This is a genomic window from Streptomyces sp. NBC_01166, from assembly GCF_045039765.1.
GTDB lineage: Bacteria > Actinomycetota > Actinomycetes > Streptomycetales > Streptomycetaceae > Streptomyces.
The window spans coordinates 6055201-6071598 of the sequence record NZ_CP108613.1 but is presented as its reverse complement, the minus strand read 5'-3'; the positions used below and the strand labels follow the sequence as shown (position 1 = coordinate 6071598).

15 protein-coding genes are annotated in these 16398 nt (G+C 71.4%); 3 read left to right on the top strand and 12 right to left on the bottom strand.

Going from position 1 to position 16398, the window contains the following annotated elements; all coding sequences use genetic code 11:
* Positions 1-498 carry a ribosome maturation factor RimP gene (gene rimP, locus OG379_RS28090; protein WP_104789488.1) on the bottom strand — a complete coding sequence of 166 codons (498 nt, stop codon included), beginning with the start codon at positions 496-498 and terminating at the stop codon, positions 1-3.
* A gap of 171 nt (positions 499-669) precedes the next feature.
* Between rimP and OG379_RS28085 the strand changes: the two genes are divergently transcribed.
* Genes OG379_RS28085 through OG379_RS28075 form a run of 3 tightly spaced genes read left to right on the top strand, consistent with a single transcriptional unit; the run spans position 670 to position 2645 of the window.
* The gene (locus OG379_RS28085; protein ID WP_405665760.1) at positions 670-1194 is read left to right on the top strand and encodes a hypothetical protein; all 525 of its coding nucleotides are present in this window, start codon (positions 670-672) and stop codon (positions 1192-1194) included.
* Positions 1195-1199: 5 nt separating this feature from the next.
* On the top strand, positions 1200-1694 hold the full coding sequence (locus OG379_RS28080) for a ferritin-like domain-containing protein (protein ID WP_405668679.1): 495 nt from the start codon (positions 1200-1202) through the stop codon (positions 1692-1694).
* Positions 1695-1730: 36 nt separating this feature from the next.
* The gene (locus OG379_RS28075; protein WP_405665759.1) at positions 1731-2645 is read left to right on the top strand and encodes an aminoglycoside phosphotransferase family protein; all 915 of its coding nucleotides are present in this window, start codon (positions 1731-1733) and stop codon (positions 2643-2645) included.
* A 90-nt stretch (positions 2646-2735) separates the two neighbouring features.
* Here the strand turns inward: OG379_RS28075 and OG379_RS28070 are convergent, their stop codons facing one another.
* From OG379_RS28070 to OG379_RS28020, 11 genes are all read right to left on the bottom strand, one after another.
* Positions 2736-4436: a proline--tRNA ligase gene (locus OG379_RS28070; RefSeq protein WP_405665757.1), complete on the bottom strand. Its 1701-nt coding sequence runs from the start codon at positions 4434-4436 to the stop codon at positions 2736-2738.
* 107 nt (positions 4437-4543) lie between these two features.
* A complete protein-coding gene (locus OG379_RS28065; protein WP_393764020.1) occupies positions 4544-5119 on the bottom strand; it encodes a GNAT family N-acetyltransferase in 576 nt (191 codons plus the stop codon).
* Between the two features lie 29 nt (positions 5120-5148).
* A complete protein-coding gene (locus tag OG379_RS28060; protein ID WP_393764015.1) occupies positions 5149-5994 on the bottom strand; it encodes a GNAT family N-acetyltransferase in 846 nt (281 codons plus the stop codon).
* A 143-nt stretch (positions 5995-6137) separates the two neighbouring features.
* Positions 6138-7295: a flavodoxin-dependent (E)-4-hydroxy-3-methylbut-2-enyl-diphosphate synthase gene (gene ispG / locus OG379_RS28055; RefSeq protein ID WP_405665756.1), complete on the bottom strand. Its 1158-nt coding sequence runs from the start codon at positions 7293-7295 to the stop codon at positions 6138-6140.
* 181 nt (positions 7296-7476) lie between these two features.
* Positions 7477-8787 carry a M50 family metallopeptidase gene (locus OG379_RS28050; protein ID WP_405665755.1) on the bottom strand — a complete coding sequence of 437 codons (1311 nt, stop codon included), beginning with the start codon at positions 8785-8787 and terminating at the stop codon, positions 7477-7479.
* Positions 8784-10037 carry a 1-deoxy-D-xylulose-5-phosphate reductoisomerase gene (dxr, locus tag OG379_RS28045; protein WP_405665754.1) on the bottom strand — a complete coding sequence of 418 codons (1254 nt, stop codon included), beginning with the start codon at positions 10035-10037 and terminating at the stop codon, positions 8784-8786. The genes OG379_RS28050 and dxr overlap by 4 nt, the downstream gene beginning before the upstream one ends.
* A gap of 61 nt (positions 10038-10098) precedes the next feature.
* Positions 10099-10860 (bottom strand): hypothetical protein, encoded by a 762-nt coding sequence (locus OG379_RS28040; RefSeq protein ID WP_405665753.1) that lies wholly within the window; start codon positions 10858-10860, stop codon positions 10099-10101.
* A 78-nt stretch (positions 10861-10938) separates the two neighbouring features.
* Positions 10939-11433 carry a nucleotidyltransferase domain-containing protein gene (locus OG379_RS28035; protein ID WP_393764004.1) on the bottom strand — a complete coding sequence of 165 codons (495 nt, stop codon included), beginning with the start codon at positions 11431-11433 and terminating at the stop codon, positions 10939-10941.
* A gap of 41 nt (positions 11434-11474) precedes the next feature.
* Complete coding sequence (gene aroA, locus OG379_RS28030; protein WP_405665752.1) at positions 11475-12716, bottom strand: 3-phosphoshikimate 1-carboxyvinyltransferase; 1242 nt, start codon at positions 12714-12716, stop codon at positions 11475-11477.
* A 79-nt stretch (positions 12717-12795) separates the two neighbouring features.
* Positions 12796-14742 carry an acyl-CoA dehydrogenase family protein gene (locus OG379_RS28025; RefSeq protein ID WP_405665751.1) on the bottom strand — a complete coding sequence of 649 codons (1947 nt, stop codon included), beginning with the start codon at positions 14740-14742 and terminating at the stop codon, positions 12796-12798.
* Positions 14743-14925: 183 nt separating this feature from the next.
* Complete coding sequence (locus tag OG379_RS28020; RefSeq protein WP_405665750.1) at positions 14926-16371, bottom strand: aldehyde dehydrogenase family protein; 1446 nt, start codon at positions 16369-16371, stop codon at positions 14926-14928.
* Positions 16372-16398: the final 27 nt, after the last annotated feature.

The following is a 16398-nucleotide window of genomic DNA, read 5'->3' as shown; positions in this document are numbered from 1 at the left end:
CTACGCCTCCTCTTCCTTCTTGTCCTTGCGGTTGAATTCGATCTCCACGCGCGCCTTGGCGATCTCGTCGAAGGTGACACGGCGCGACGTGGGCTTGCGGCCCTTGACGCCCGGTACTTCCAGATCGAGTCCCTCGTCGTCCACCCCGAGGATGCGGGCCACCAGCTCGCCGCCCTCACTCAGGGTGAGCCTGGCCAGCCGGCCCGTGGCACGTACGTAGTGGCGGTGCTCGGTCAACGGGCGGTCGGCGCCCGGAGAGCTCACTTCGAGGACGTACTCGCCCTCACCCATGGCGTCGGTCTCGTCCAGCTTCTGGGAGATGCCGCGGCTGAGTTCCGCGCAGGTGTCGAGCTCCACGCCGTCCTCGGAATCCACGATGACCCGCAGCACCCGGCGGCGGCCCGCCTGGGACACCTCGATCTCCTCGAGGTCGAGCTCCTTGGCGCTGACGAGCGGCTCCAGCAGTTCGCGCAGCCTGTCGCTCTGGGTGGTGCTCATCCGGGTGACTCCTCGGCCGCGTGTGCTGTTGTGGGGATCGTCGCGTGTCAGGTCAAAGGGTATCCGGTCCGCAGGGGTGTTGCCGTCCGCCTCCCGTCCGGCCGCGGGTACGCTCACGTCCGGTGATCACTTCAGGTCAGAAACTGTCAAAAACCAGGCTGAAGGAGACAAGTGCACCGCACGGGGACGACGCGCAGGAGTGCGCTCACCGCTACGGGTGCCCTGGCCCTGAGTGCGGTGCTGACAGGCTGCGGGGACGGTTCGGAGACGCCGAGTGCCTCCGGGGGCGCGGACGCCAGGGCCGCCTCGCTCCGGGCGGGCACCGCGCTGCGTGCGTCGGCGGCCCGTGACAGTGCCTCGCTGCTCTCCCGTTACGAACAGCTCGCGGCCGCCCACCCGGTGACGGAGCCCGGGCTCGCGCCGATGGGGGCCGCGGTGCGGGAGCACCTCGCGGCCCTGGGCGGGCCGCCGAAGGCCACGAGCGCCTCCCCCGCCCCCGCCCCGCCGGCGGCCGCCACCGACGCGCGTGCGGCCCTGAGGGAGCTGGCGGGCGAGGAGCGCAGGGTGGCCGACGGCCGCGCCGCGGCCCTGCTGACCGCCGAACCGGAACTGGCCAGGCTGCTGGCCTCGATCGCCGCGGCCGGCGCCGCCCACGCGTATCTGCTGACCGAACTGGCCAAGGAGCCCCCGGCATGAACGGCATGACGCAGGAGGCCGGAACGGACGACACGGAGGGCACGCTGCGCGCCGCCCAGGCCGCACTCGCCGCCGAGCACGCCGCCGTGTACGGGTACGGGGCGCTGGGCGGCCGGCTGGAGGGCGGCCGCCGCAACGACGCCACGGCGGCCTGCGACGCCCACCGGGCCCGCCGGGACGCGCTCACCCGCACGGTGCGCGACCTGGGCGGGACGCCCGTGGCGGCGCACGCGGCGTACACGCTGCCCTTCGCGGTGCGGGACCCCGCGACCGCGACACGGCTCGCCGCCGTGCTGGAGGACCGGGTGGCGGGCGTGTACTCCGATCTCGTGCGGGCTGCCCGGGGGCCGCTGCGGCAGGACGCGGCGGGCGCGCTCCGGGAGGCCGCTGTGCGTGCGGTGCGCTGGCGCGGCACCGGCGTAGCCTTTCCTGGGCTCACCGAGAAGGCCGCTCCGCCGGAGAACACGGCGGAGGCAGGGGCCACGGGCGTCACGCACTGAGCAACTGAGCACGCTCTGAAAGGGAACAAGGCACGTATGGGTTTCGAACCGCCGCAGCGTCTGGTGCGAGCGCTCGGCGAGACGTACGGGGACGCGGCCGCCGCCGAGTGGCTCGGGCGGCTCCCCGCACTCACCGACGACGCGCTGTCCGCGCACTCGGTCTCCCTCGACCGGGTCTGCGCCCCCGGCGGGCGGAGCGCTCTCGTCCTCCTGGTGCACCGGGGCGACGGCACCCCGGCCGTGCTGAAGATCGCGCCTCCCGGGGCCGCTCCCGCGCAGGAGAGCGCCGCTCTCGCGCACTGGCACGGCTGGGGAACCGTCGAGCTCCTCGCCACTCCGGACACGGCTGGGCCCGAGGACGCCCTCCTGCTGGAGCGACTGCACCACGAGGTGTCCCTGCGCTCCCTGCCCGAGGCGAAGGCGCTGCTGGAGGCCGCGGGCACGGTGCGCCGGCTGTGGGTCGAGCCGCCGGCCGGCCACGCCTTCGAGACCGTCGAGGAGCGCACCGCCCGGCAGGTGGGACCCATGCGGGCCGACGCCTCGCAGGATCCCGCGCTCGAACCGCTGGTCTCGGCGGCCCTCGCGGCCCGCGACGAGCTCGTCCAGGACTCCCCGGAGACCTTCCTTCTGCACGGCAACTTCCGGCAGAGCAAGGTCCTGGCCGGCGAGCGTGCCCCGTGGCTGGCGGTCGGCCCCGAGCCGCTGACCGGCGAGCGTGCGTACGACCTGGCGCGGCTGGCGCGTGACCGGGTGGAGGACCTGATCGCCTCGCCCGGCGGTGCGGTGACCGCCCGCCGCAGGGTCAAGAAGCTCGCCGAATCGCTGGAGGTCGACCAGGCGCGGCTGCGCGGCTGGACGCTGTTCCGGGCCGTCGAGTCCGGCACGCGCGCGCTGGCGGCGGGACGCACGCAGGACGGCGAGATGTCACTGGAGTTCGCGGCCTGGCTGTAGGGCCTCCCGTCGGACGGAAGGCCCCAGCCGGCCTCACACATGGGAGAGGGCCCCGCGCGGTGCGCGGGGCCCTCTCCGTTGCCTGCCGGGTCAGCCCTGGTCGGTCAGGCGGGCGATCGCCTCGTCGACGGTGAGCTCCTCGCGCTCGCCCGTGCGACGGTCCTTCAGCTCCAGGACGCCCTCGGCCGAACGGCGGCCGGCGACAAGGATCTTCGGGACGCCGATGAGCTCGGAGTCGGTGAACTTCACGCCCGGCGAGACGCCGGGACGGTCGTCGACCAGGACGCGCAGGCCCGCGGCGTTGAGCTTCTCGGAGACGTCGAGGGCGAGCTCGGTCTGGAGCGCCTTGCCGGCGGCGACGACGTGCACGTCGGCCGGGGCGATCTCGCGGGGCCAGCACAGCCCCTTGTCGTCGGCGGTCTGCTCGGCCAGGGCGGCCACCGCGCGGGAGACGCCGATGCCGTACGAGCCCATCGTGACGCGGACCGGCTTGCCCTGCTGGCCGAGGACGTCGAGGGAGAAGATGTCGGCGTACTTGCGGCCGAGCTGGAAGATGTGGCCGATCTCGATGGCGCGGTCCACCTGGAGGCCGGTGCCGCACTTGGGGCAGGGGTCGCCCGCCTCGACGACGACGACGTCGAGGTAGTCGTCGACCTCGAAGTCGCGGCCCGCGACGACGTTCCTCGCGTGCTTGCCCTCCTTGTTGGCACCCGTGATCCAGGCGGTGCCGGCGGCGACGCGGGGGTCGGCGATGTAGCGGACCTTCTCCAGGCCCTGCGGGCCGACATAGCCGCGCACCAGGTCGGGGCGGCCCACGAAGTCCTCGGCGGTGACGAGCTCGACGACGGCGGGGGCGAGGTGCTCACCGAGCTTGCCGAGGTCGACCTCGCGGTCACCGGGCACACCCACGGCCACGATCTCGCCGTCGACCTTGACCAGGAGGTTCTTCAGGGTGGCGGAGGCCTCGACGCCGAGGTGGGCGGCGAGGGTCTCGATGGTCGGGGTGTCGGGGGTGTCCAGCTCCTCGACCGGGCCGGTCGCCGAGGCGTCGGCGGCGGTGGCCTTGAAGGTCACGGCCTCGGTGTTGGCGGCGTAGTCGCAGTTCGGGCAGTCGACGAAGGTGTCCTCGCCGGCGGGCGCGGGGGCGAGGAACTCCTCGGAGGCGGAGCCGCCCATGGCGCCGGAGACGGCGGAGACGATGCGGTGGTCGAGGCCGAGGCGCTCGAAGATCCGGATGTACGCGGCGCGGTGCAGCTGGTACGCCTCGGCCAGGCCCTCGTCGGTGGTGTCGAAGGAGTACGAGTCCTTCATCTGGAACTCGCGGCCGCGCAGCACACCGGCGCGGGGACGGGCCTCGTCGCGGTACTTGGTCTGGATCTGGTACAGGATCACGGGCAGGTCCTTGTAGGACGAGCACATGTCCTTGACGACCTGGGTGAAGATCTCCTCGTGGGTCGGGCCGAGGAGGTAGTCGGCGCCCTTGCGGTCCTTCAGCCTGAACAGCAGGTCGCCGTACTCGTCGTACCGGCCGCTCGCCTCGTACGCCTCCTTGGGGAGCAGCGCGGGGAGCAGGACCTCCTGGCCGCCGATGGCGTCCATCTCCTCGCGGACGACGCGGGTGATGTTCTCGAGGACCTTCTTGCCGAGCGGCAGCCAGGACCAGATGCCGGCCGCGGTGCGGCGCACGTAACCGGCGCGGACGAGGAGCTTGTGGTTGAGCGTCTCGGCGTCCGCCGGGTCGTCGCGCAGTGTCTTGATCATCAATCGGGACATGCGCTGGACCTGGGCCATGATGAACTCCTGCTCGGAAGGGTGGTGAGCCCGAGGTTAGCCGGGGGGCCCGCGCGGGCGGAAATCCATTCCTCGGACCGGCCGGCACATGGGGGCGGCGGCCGGTCCTAGCCGCGGAGCAGCGGGAGGGGCGCGCCCATCACCGCGTACGGCTTGGGCGCGCTGGGGAAGAGCACCTGCCGGGCCAGGTCCTGGTAGCCCAGGGCGCGGTAGAGGCCGCGGGCGGGGCTCTCGGTGTCGATCGCGGAGAGGATGGAACGGGGCAGGTCGACGGCGTCCGTGATGGTGGTGATCAGGCTCCGGCCGATGCCGCGCTGCTGGAACTCCGGGTGGACGTGGAGCTCGGTGATCACGAAGGAGTCGTCGAGCCAGCTCTCGGATCCGGTGGCGCGCAGATACGGTTCCACGATGGTCGACCACCAGTGCGTCCGGTTGTTCGGCAGCCCGTAGACGAATCCGACGAGCCGTCCGTCGGCGGCGGTGGCGCCGAGGGCGCGTGCCTGCGGATGGTCGAGGTGCCGCAGCACGATATGGCGGCGTACGTCGATCTCGTCCTGGGTCAGGCCGAAGGCGAGAGCCTGCACGGTGAGTGCCTCGTCGACGCGGTCGGCGAGGTCGAGCGGTCCGACCACGATGTCAGGGTTCCCGGAGCCCCGGGGGGACGCGGGGATTGCTGCTGCCATGCGGGAACCCTACTGGCCTTACCGTCCGGTCAGAACAGCACGCTCATGAAGGCGCCTGTCTCGCGGAAGCCGACACGGCTGTAGGCCCTGCGCGCGGCGGTGTTGTAGTCGTTCACGTACAGGCTGACGACGGGGGCCACATCACTGAGCGCGTAGCGCAGGACGGCCGCCATGCCCGTTTCGGAGAGTCCCCGGCCGCGGGCCTCGGGGGCGACCCAGACGCCCTGGATCTGGCAGGCGTGGGGGGTGGCCGCGCCGATCTCCGCCTTGAAGAGGACCTTGCCGTCCTCTATCCGTGCGAAGGACCGGCGGGTGGTGATCAGTTCGGCGACCCGGGCCTGGTAGAGGAGCCCACCGTCGCCGGCCAGCGGGGAGACGCCGACCTCCTCGGTGAACATGGCCACGCAGGCCGGCATGAGGACGTCCATCTCCTCCTTGCGGACCCTGCGCACGAGCGGGTCGGGCGCCACCTCGGCCGAGGGGCGGTCGGTCACCATGAGGGGCTGGTTGGGCCGGACCTCACGGGCGGGGCCCCAGCTCGGTTCGAGGAGGCGCCACAGCTGGGCCGTGGGGCCGGCCGGGCCGACGATCGAGGAGCAGCGGCGGCCGGCCCGACGGGCACGGTCGGCGAAGGCCCTGACGGCCTCGGGGGTGGCGCAGATGGGCACGAGGTTGGCCCCGGAGTAGCAGAGCGAGCGCAGCCGGCCGTCGGCGTACCAGCCCCACATCTCGCCGCCGAGACGCCATGGATCGAGCCCGGCGACCTGGACGCGGGAGGTGACGAACGCGTTGTCCACGGGTTCGCTCTCGAGGATGGCGAGCGCGGCGGGGAGCTCGCCGGGGTCGAGGACCCGGGTAGTGGTCTGCGTCAACACTGGGGCCTCACCAAACGGTCTACTGATGTCCGCACTGTACCCAACAAGGCTGTGGGGTGCGCCCCAGGTGGGGAAGGCCGATGGGCGCAGGACATGGCTGTGCCCCGCAGGGCACGGCCTGCGGGGCACGGAGCGACGGGAGGTCAGCCGGCGATGGAGACCTGGGGTTCGCCCGAGGCGATGCCGTCCTTCTCCATCTGCTCCGCGATCTTCATGGCTTCCTCGATGAGGGTCTCCACGATCTTCGACTCGGGCACGGTCTTGATGACCTCGCCCTTCACGAAGATCTGACCCTTGCCGTTGCCCGACGCCACACCCAGATCGGCCTCACGGGCCTCACCCGGACCGTTCACGACACAGCCCATCACCGCGACACGCAGCGGGACCTCCATGCCCTCCAGACCCGCACTGACCTGATCCGCGAGCTTGTACACATCCACCTGCGCACGCCCGCACGACGGACACGACACGATCTCCAGCCGGCGCTGCTTCAGATTCAGCGCCTCCAGGATCTGCAGACCGACCTTGACCTCCTCCGCCGGCGGCGCCGACAACGAGACCCGGATCGTGTCCCCGATCCCCTCCGAAAGCAGCGCCCCGAACGCCACCGCCGACTTGATCGTCCCCTGGAACGCCGGACCCGCCTCCGTCACACCCAGGTGCAACGGATAGTCCGACTGCGCAGCCAGCTGACGGTACGCGTTCACCATCACGACCGGGTCGTTGTGCTTCACCGAGATCTTGATGTCCCGGAAACCGTGCTCCTCGAAGAGCGACGCCTCCCACAGCGCCGACTCCACCAGAGCCTCCGGCGTCGCCCTGCCGTACTTCTTCAGCAGCCGCGCGTCCAGCGAACCCGCGTTCACCCCGATACGGATCGGAGTCCCCGCGTCCCCCGCCGCCTTCGCGATCTCCTTGACCTTGTCGTCGAACTGCTTGATATTGCCCGGATTCACCCGGACCGCCGCACAGCCCGCGTCGATCGCCGCGAACACGTACTTCGGCTGGAAGTGGATGTCCGCGATCACCGGGATCTGCGACTTCCTCGCGATCGTCGCCAACGCGTCCGCGTCATCCTGCGTGGGACACGCCACCCGCACGATCTGACAGCCCGAAGCCGTCAGCTCCGCGATCTGCTGCAACGTCGCACCGATGTCCGACGTACGCGTCGTCGTCATCGACTGCACCGACACCGGTGCGTCCCCGCCGACCGCCACCGACCCGACCTGGATCTGGCGGCTGACCCGCCGGTCGGCGAGCTTGGTCGGAACGTCCGGCATTCCGAGAGAAATCGCAGTCATGCGCTGAGCATCCCCAAGGTGTGGATCGGTGTGGATCGAGGTCCCGAGAACGGCGGGCTCCAGGCTTCGAGGTTACGGCACCGGAGGAGAACGGGGCGCACCCGTGCCGTCGAACCGCCCGATGGGTGGCGGCCGGACACCACCTGTGTGGCCGGCCGTCACCCATGTGACAGGTGGGACGTCAGGTGATCTTCACGGGGTTCACGATGTCGGCGACCAGCACCAGCAGCGTGAAGCAGATGAAGATCCCGGCGACCACGTAGGCGACCGGCATGAGCTTCGCCACGTCGAACGGACCGGGGTCGGGCCGCTTGAAGACCTTGGCCACATTTCGGCGCAGGGCTTCCCAGAGGGCGCCCGCGATGTGCCCGCCGTCCAGCGGGAGCAGGGGCAGCATGTTGAAGAGGAAGAGCGAGAGGTTGAAGCCGGCCAGCAGGAACAGCATCATCGCGATCTGGTTCTGGGCCGGGACGTCGAGGTTCATCACCTCGCCGCCGATCCTGGCCGCGCCGACCACGCCGACCGGTGAGTCGTCGGCGCGCTCGCCGTCGCTGAACGCCGCGTTCCACAGGTCGGGGATCTTGGAGGGCAGGGCGATGATCGAATCGACGCCGTTCTCGATCATGTCGCCCATGCGGACGACCGAGTCGCCGAAGGAGAGCGGCAGGATCTCCGTCTTCGCGGCGAAGCCGAGGTAGCCGGCCTCGATGAACTCTCCGGGCACGACCTCGCCGTCGGCGTCCTTCTTGGCGACGGCGTTCTCCTCGAGCACGGCGTTCAGGGTCTGTTCCTGGCCGTCGCGCTGCACGGTGATGGTGGCGGGGCCGATCGTCTGCCGGATCTTGTCCGAGAGGGTGGCCCAGTCGTCGATCTTCTGGCCGTTGAAGGCGACGATCGTGTCGCCCTCCTCCAGGCCCGCCGCCTTGGCGGGCGAGACCGGGTCGGACGCCTTGCAGGCGTCGCGGTCCTCGCTCTGGTCGATCACACACTGCTGGACGCCCGCGACCTCGGTGGTCTGGGTCTGGAAGCCGAAGGTCATGGCCACGCCCATGAAGATCGCGACGGCCAGGACCAGGTTCATGAAGGGTCCGGCGAACATCACGATCACGCGCTTCCACGGCTTGCGCGTGTAGAAGAGACGCGTATCGTCGCCCGGCTCGAGCTCCTCGAAGGCGGCGGACCTGGCGTCCTCGATCATGCCGCGCCACGGCGAGGTGGAGCGCGCTTCGATCCGGCCGTCGGGCCCCGGGGGGAACATGCCGATCATGCGGATGTATCCGCCCGCGGGAATGGCCTTGATGCCGTACTCGGTGTCGCCCTTCTTGCGCGACCAGATGGTCGGCCCGAATCCGACCATGTACTGCGGCACCCTGATGCCGAAGAGCTTGGCCGTCGACAGGTGGCCCAGTTCGTGCCAGGCGATCGAGAACAGCAGACCCACGGCGAAGATGGCGATACCGAGAATCGTCATCAGGATCGTCGTCATGCTCATGCGTGCGCCTCCGCTGTCGCTTCCGCCGAGAGTTCGCGGGCCCTGGACCGGGCCCAGGTCTCCGCTTCGAGGACGTCCGCGACCGTCAGTGAAGTTCCCCGTACGGGGGTGCCGTGTTCGGCCACCACCGCTGTGACCGTATCCATGATGCCGTTGAAGGGGAGCCGTCCCGCCAGGAACGCCTCCACGCACTCCTCGTTGGCCGCGTTGAAGACCGCGGGGGCCGTGCCGCCCAGGGTCCCCACGTGCCGGGCGAGCCCGACGGACGGGAACGCCTCCGTGTCGAGCGGGAAGAACTCCCAGCTGGAGGCCTTCGTCCAGTCGAAGGCGGGGGCGGCGTCCGGGACCCGCTCGGGCCAGCCGAGACCGATGGCGATGGGGCCACTCATGTCGGGTGGGGTCGCCTGCGCGAGGGTGGAGCCGTCGGTGAACTCCACCATCGAGTGAACGTACGACTGAGGGTGGACCACGACCTCGATCCGGTCGAACGGGATGTCGTAGAGGAGGTGGGCCTCGATGACCTCCAGGCCCTTGTTCACCAGGGTCGCGGAGTTGACCGTGATGACCGGGCCCATGGCCCAGGTCGGGTGCGCCAGGGCCTGCTCGCGCGTGACATCGGCCAGCTCCGCGCGTGTACGCCCGCGGAACGGGCCGCCGGACGCGGTCACGACGAGCTTGCGGACGTCGGCCCGCTTCCCCGCGGCGAGGGCCTGGAAGAGCGCGGCGTGCTCGGAGTCGACCGGGATGATCTGGCCGGGGGCCGCCAGGGCCTTCACCAGCGGCCCGCCGACGATCAGCGACTCCTTGTTCGCCAGGGCGAGTGTGCGGCCCGCCTTCAGCGCGGCGAGCGTGGGGGCGAGACCGATCGAGCCGGTGATCCCGTTCAGCACGGTGTGGCATTCGCTCGCCGCGAGTTCCGTGGCGGCGTCGGGGCCTGCCAGGACCTCCGGGAGCGGCTCCCCTGCCCCGTAGACCTCACCCAGGGCCTCGCGGAGCGCCGGCACCTTGTCCCCGTCGGCCACCGCGACCGTACGTACGCGGAGCTGTCGCGCCTGCTCGGCGAGGAGCCGGACCCTGCCGCCCGCGGCGGAGAGCGCGGTGACGCGGAACCGGGCGGGGTTGCGCAGGACCAGGTCGATGGCCTGGGTACCGATGGACCCGGTGGAGCCGAGGATCACCAGATCCCGGCGGCCTTCCGCCGCGTCGAAGACGAGATGCGGATCGGCGAGGGGTGCGGGGCTGTCGCTCATGGCCCCCATTGTTGCCGCATCCGCTGTGCGTCGTGACAGCGCGCCCCCGTCGGCGCGCGCCTCAGGCCCGCGCGGCACGGAATTTCTTCCACTGGGCGGCCATGACGTCTTCCGGGACCCCGCCGATGTCCTGGGTGCCCAGGATCTCGGCGCGGAAGGCGAGCGTGGTGGAGCCGGAGCGCAGGACCGTGAGGTACTCGTACAGTTTCAGCTTCCCCTTCACGTCGAGGACGGTGAAGCGGTAGGCCTTCGCCTCGTCGGCCTCCTCCGCGAAGGCGGGCAGCGCGGCGGGTTCGACCTTCTCGTAGGCGGCGCGCGCGACCGCCCGTTCCTCGGTGAGGCCCCCGGCGCACTCCCGGCCGGCCCTGTCCAGCGACTCCATGACCTTCGCGGCCTCGCCGTTGCCGTACGAGCGCAGGGTCACGTCGACGGTGACCCCGAGCATCTCCTCGGGCTTGTCGGCCTTGCGCTGGACCTGGGCGACGGGTTCGTAGTCGCTGACGTCACCGGCGAGGCTGACGAGCGGCTGGCAGGCGGCGGGGTCGGCGGTGTAGGAGTCCCCGAGCGGCCCGTCCAGGGTGTACTCGGACGCGGTGAGGCCGCCGGCCCGCTCCCCGTCGGTGAACGCGGCGGCGGTGAGCTGCGCCTCGGTGAGCCCTTCGTCCGTCGCCGCCGTGCGCGAGGGGGCGGGGCTCCTCGCGGCGCCGCCCTTGCCGTCGCCGTCGCCCCCGCCACCGCATCCGGTGAGCCCCAGGAGGGCCACCACCGCGCATCCCGCCGCCACGGCACCCCGCCGGCCGCCCGCCCCGTACACCCCGAACATCCCCGCCCCTGTCTCCTGTTGACGCGCCGGTACCCGTGCCCGATCGCGGCCGAGGCTCGATTGTGCGGCATCGTGAGGTCAGAAGTGCGTATCGATGCCGAACTTCTCCCCCAGCCGCCGCATGTCCGCCACATCGTGCCCGGCCGGCTCGTAGCCCTGGTGGAACAGGGCCTGCTGCTCGGCCGAGATGCAGCGGACGGTGGTCGTGCCGATGGTGCCCGTGACGAAGCAGGCGGCCGGGTAGCGGAAGGGCTCCGCGGGGTCGAGCGAGGACTGGACGGCGGACCCGTCGGCGGCGAACTCCAGCGGGTGCAGGTCGATCTCGAGCCCTGACGGGTGGCTGAGCACGAAGCGGGCGGGGCGCCAGTCCAGTGTCTCGGTGTATCCGGCGGACTCCAGGGCGGCCACGACGGCGGCCTCCTCCTCACGGCGGTGCAGGAGGTCGAGATCGCGGTGCTCGCGGGTCTCCTCGCCGAGCAGGGCGTCGATGCCCCAGCCTCCGGCGACCACCACGTCGGTGCCCGCTTCGCGCAGCAGGGCGAGGACGGCCAGGGCGTCGTTCCGGGTCATCATGCGGGTGACCGTAGACCGCCCCGCACCGGGGCGCACCGCGATTACGGCCGCGCGGTCCTCGCCACGAAGTCAGCGAACTCCTCGTGGAACCCGGGGAACGTCTTCCGTACGCAGCCGGGGTCGTCGTAGCTGATTCCGGGCGTGCGCAGTCCGGCGACGGCGAACGACATCACGATGCGGTGGTCGCCGTGGGTGACGATCTCGGTGGGGCGGGGGGTGCCGGGGTGGATCTCGATCCAGTCGGGCCCGGTGTGGACGGTGATGCCCATGTTCCTAAGGTTCTCGGCGCACGCCTCCAGCCGGTCGCACTCCTTCACCCGGGTGTTGGCGACGTCCTCGATCCGTACGGGCGAACCGGCGAACGGCGCGATCGCGGCGAGGGTCGGCATGGTGTCCGAGATGTCGCGCATGTTGACCGTCAGGCCGGAGAGCCGCCCGGAGGACCGTACGGTCGTGCCCTCCGCGGTGGTCGTGACCTCGGCTCCCATGCGGCGGAGCACGTCGGTGAAGCGCAGGTCGCCCTGGAGCGCGCCGGTTCCGAGGCCGGGGACGGTGACCTCACGGCCGGTGAGGGCCGCCGCGGCGAAGAAGTACGAGGCGGTGGACGCGTCGGGCTCGACGGCGTAGGTGGTCGCGCGGTAGCCCCCGGGAGGAACGGTGAACGTGTTCCCCTCCCGGACGACCTCGACACCGAAGCTGCGCATCATCGCGAGGGTGATCTCGATGTACGGCGCCGAGACGAGCTCCGTGACGTCGATCCGGAGGCCCTCGGTGGTGAGCGGGCCGAGCATGAGCAGCGCGGTGAGGTACTGGGACGACTCCCCCGCGTCGAGGGTCAGTTCGCCGCCCTTGACGCCGGATGCCTCGATGGTGAGCGGGTGGTGGCCCTCCGCTCCTCCGTGGCGCAGGTCGACGCCGAGGGCGCGGAGGGCCTGCGTGAGGGGCGCGAGGGGACGGCGTCGCATCTGCGCGGAGGCGTCGAAGCGGTAGGTGCCGGAGGCCGCGGCGGCGGCGAGCGTCGGCAGGAACCGCGCCGTGGTCGCCCCGTCGCGGCAGTGGACCTCGGCGTCCGTCGCGGCGGGCCCCGAGGGGCGCCCCTCGATGTGCCATCGGTCCGGCTCGCGGGTGACCCCGTATCCGAGGCGGGTCAGTCCCTCGGTGAATCCCTCGGTGTCGTCCGAGTGCAGGGGTCGCAGGAGGGTGGTGGTGCCGTCCGCGGCGGCGGCCAGGAAGAGGGCGCGGGCGGTGACGGACTTGGAGCCGGGGATGTCGATGACGGTCACGGGCGTCCATTTTGCCGTGCGGCGGGCGTACCCGCGGGGCGCGTCCAGGCAGTGGACGCGCCCCGCGGGTGTGCCGGGTTCAGCGGATGGGGCGGTGGACGTTCTCCCCGGTGGCCGGGCCAGGGGTGGCGTCGGCGATCCAGGGGCCGTCGCCGCTGGGGTCGATGACCCCCTCCTCCAGCCAGGTGTAGGTCCCGGAGAGGACTCCGTCGACGACACGCCTGTCGATGTCGTCGGTGTTGGACCACAGCCGGTTGAAGAGCTCCTCCACCCGGATACGGGCCTGCCGGCAGAACACGTCGGCGAGCTGGTACGCCTCACGGCCGTGGTCGTCGTCGGCCCGCAGGTGCTCGGCGCGGACACAGGCGGCGCTCATCGCGAAGAGTTCGGCGCCGATGTCGACGATCCTGCCGAGGAAGCCCTGCTTGGTCTCCATCCGTCCCTGCCAGCGGGACATCGCGTAGAAGGTGGAGCGGGCGAGCTTGCGGGACGAGCGCTCGACGTACCGCAGGTGCGCGGAGAGGTCGGGGTGCCCGGGGACGCGGAACTCCCCGTAGGCGTTGGGCAGCTGACCGGGCCCGCTGACCAGCTTGGGGAGCCAGCGTGCGTAGAACCCGGCGGCGTTGGCGCCCGCCTTCGCCTTGTCGGAGAGCGGCTTGTCGGGGTCGATGATGTCGCCGGCGACCTTGAGGTGGGCGTCGACGGCCTCGCGGGCGATCAGCAGGTGCATGATCTCCGTGGAGCCCTCGAAGATCCGGTTGATCCGCATGTCGCGGAGCATCTGCTCGGCGGGTACGGCGCGTTCGCCGCGGGCCGCGAGCGAGGCCGCGGTCTCGAAGCCGCGTCCGCCGCGGATCTGGACGAGCTCGTCGGAGATCAGCCAGCCCATCTCGGAGCCGTACAGCTTGGCCAGTGCGGCCTCGATGCGGATGTCGTTGCGGCTCTCGTCGGCCATCTGCGAGGAGAGGTCCACTACCGCTTCGAGGGCGAAGGTGGTGGCGGCGATGAAGGAGATCTTCGCGCCCACCGCCTCGTGCCGGGCGACGGGCCTGCCCCACTGCTCGCGGACCGCGGACCACTCCCGGGCGATCTTCAGGGACCACTTGCCGACTCCGACGCACATGGCGGGCAGCGAGAGGCGGCCGGTGTTGAGCGTGGTGAGGGCGATCTTGAGCCCTGCGCCCTCGGGGCCGATCCGGTTCGCCGCGGGGACCCGGACCTGATGGAAGCGGGTGACGCCGTTCTCGATGCCGCGCAGTCCCATGAAGGCGTTGCGGTGCTCCACGGTGATGCCCGGGGAGTCGGCCTCGACGACGAAGGCGGTGATGCCGCCCTTGTGGCCCTCGGACTCGGGGACCCGGGCCATGACGACGAGCAGGTCGGCGACGACGCCGTTGGTCGTCCAGAGCTTCACACCGTCCAGGACGTAGTCGTCGCCCTCGGGCACCGCCGCGGTCGCGAGCCGTGCCGGGTCGGAGCCGACGTCGGGTTCGGTGAGGAGGAAGGCGGAGATGTCGGTCCGCGCGAGGCGGGGCAGGAAGGCGTCCTTCTGCTCCTGCGTGCCGAACATCTTCAGCGGCTGCGGTACGCCGATCGACTGGTGGGCCGAGAGCAGCGCACCGATCGACGGGCTCGCCGAACCGGCCAGCGCGAGCGCCTTGTTGTAGTAGACCTGGGTCAGTCCGAGACCGCCGTACTTGGTCTCGATCTTCATGCCGAGGGCGCCGAGCTCCTTGAGGCCGTTGATGACCTCGTCGGGGATCCTGGCCTCGCGCTCGATGAGGGCGCCGTCGACGTGGTGCTCGCAGAACTCGCGCAGCCGGGCGAGGAAGGCCTCGCCGCGCCGCACGTCGTCCGGGGCCGGCAGGGGGTGGGGGTGGATCAGGTCCAGCCGGAAGCGTCCGAGGAAGAGTTCCTTGGCGAAGCTCGGCTTGCGCCAGTCCTGTTCACGGGCGGCCTCGGCCACCTGCCGCGCTTCGCGCTCGGTGACTTTGGGGGCCTGGGGGATGTCGGATGGGGCGGACATGAGGAGCTCACCTCGCCGCGAGTCGGGATATGGGTCGGGCCGTACGCGTGCCGATCGGTACCACTCGTCCGTATCTACCCGATCTGCGTCGGCCCCACCACCCTGCGAGGGGCGTCGGGTGGCACGCGGAACGGCCGGAGCCCCCGCACAGCGGGCTCCGGCCGTTCGTCGCGGGGGTCCGGGCTACAGGGCCAGGCCAGTGAGCACCAGCACCCGCTCGTAGGTGTAGTCGTCCATGGCGTAGCGCACGCCCTCGCGGCCCACTCCGGACTGCTTGGCGCCGCCGTACGGCATCTGGTCGGCGCGGTAGGAGGGCACGTCGCCGATGACCACACCGCCCACCTCCAGGGCACGGTGGGCCCGGAAGGCGGTCTGCAGGTCGTGGGTGAAGACGCCCGCCTGCAGCCCGTACTTGGAGGCGTTGACGGCGGCGAAGGCCTCGGCCTCGCCCTCGGTCCTCCGGATGTACAGCACCGGGCCGAAAACCTCCTCGCAGGCGATCGTCGTGGTGTCCGGAAGGTCGGTGAGGACCGTCGGGGCGTAGGTGGCGCCGTCGCGCTTGCCGCCGGTCAGCAGCGTGGCGCCGGCGGTCACGGCCTCGTCGACCCAGGACTCGACACGGAGGGCGGCGTCCTCGCTGACGAGCGGGCCGACGTCGGTGGCCGCGTCGGAGGGGTCGCCGGTCACCAGGGCCTCGACGGCCGCGACGATCTTCGGGACGAGCCGGTCGTACACGGTGGCGTCGGCGATGACGCGCTGCACCGAGATGCAGGACTGGCCGCCCTGGTAGTTGGAGAAGGTCGCGATGCGGCTCGCGGCGTGGTCCAGGTCCTCCTCGGAGGACCAGTCGCCGAGGACGACGGCCGCACCGTTGCCGCCCAGCTCCAGGGTGCAGTGCTTGCGCGGCACCGACTCCATGATCGCGTAGCCGACCGGGCCGGATCCGGTGAAGGAGATCACCGGCAGCCGCTCGTCCTGGACCAGGGCGGGCATCTTGTCGTTCGGCACGGTCAGCACGGACCAGGACCCTGCGGGGAGGTCCGTCTCGGCCAGCAGCTCGCCCAGGATCAGGGACGAGATCGGGGTGGCCGGGGCCGGCTTGAGGATGATCGGCGCTCCGACGGCGATGGCCGGGGCGACCTTGTGGGCGCTGAGGTTGAGCGGGAAGTTGAAGGGCGCGATGCCGAGGACGAGGCCGCGCGGGAAGCGCCGGGTGAGTCCGAGACGGCCGGTCCCGCCGGCGTCCGTGTCCAGCCGCTGGGCGTCGCCGCCGTTGAAGCGGCGCGCCTCCTCGGCGGCGAACCGGAAGACGGAGACGGCGCGGCCGACCTCGCCGCGGGCCCACTTGATCGGCTTGCCGTTCTCGGCGGAGATCAGCTGGGCGATCTCCTCGGTGCGCTCGGTGAGGCGGCGTACGACGTGGTCGAGGGCGGCGGCCCGTACGTGCGCCGGAGTCGCGGCGAACTCCTCGCGCACGGCGTACGCGGCGGCGACGGCCTCCTCGACCTGGGCGTCGGTCGGCACGGCGACCGTGCCGACGAGACGGCCGTCCCAGGGGTTGGTGACGTCGAAGCTGTCCTCGCCGGTGGCCTGGCGGCCGGCCAGCCAGAAGGCATGGGTGGAAGTCATGGCGGTACCGGCCCTTCGGGGTGGTGA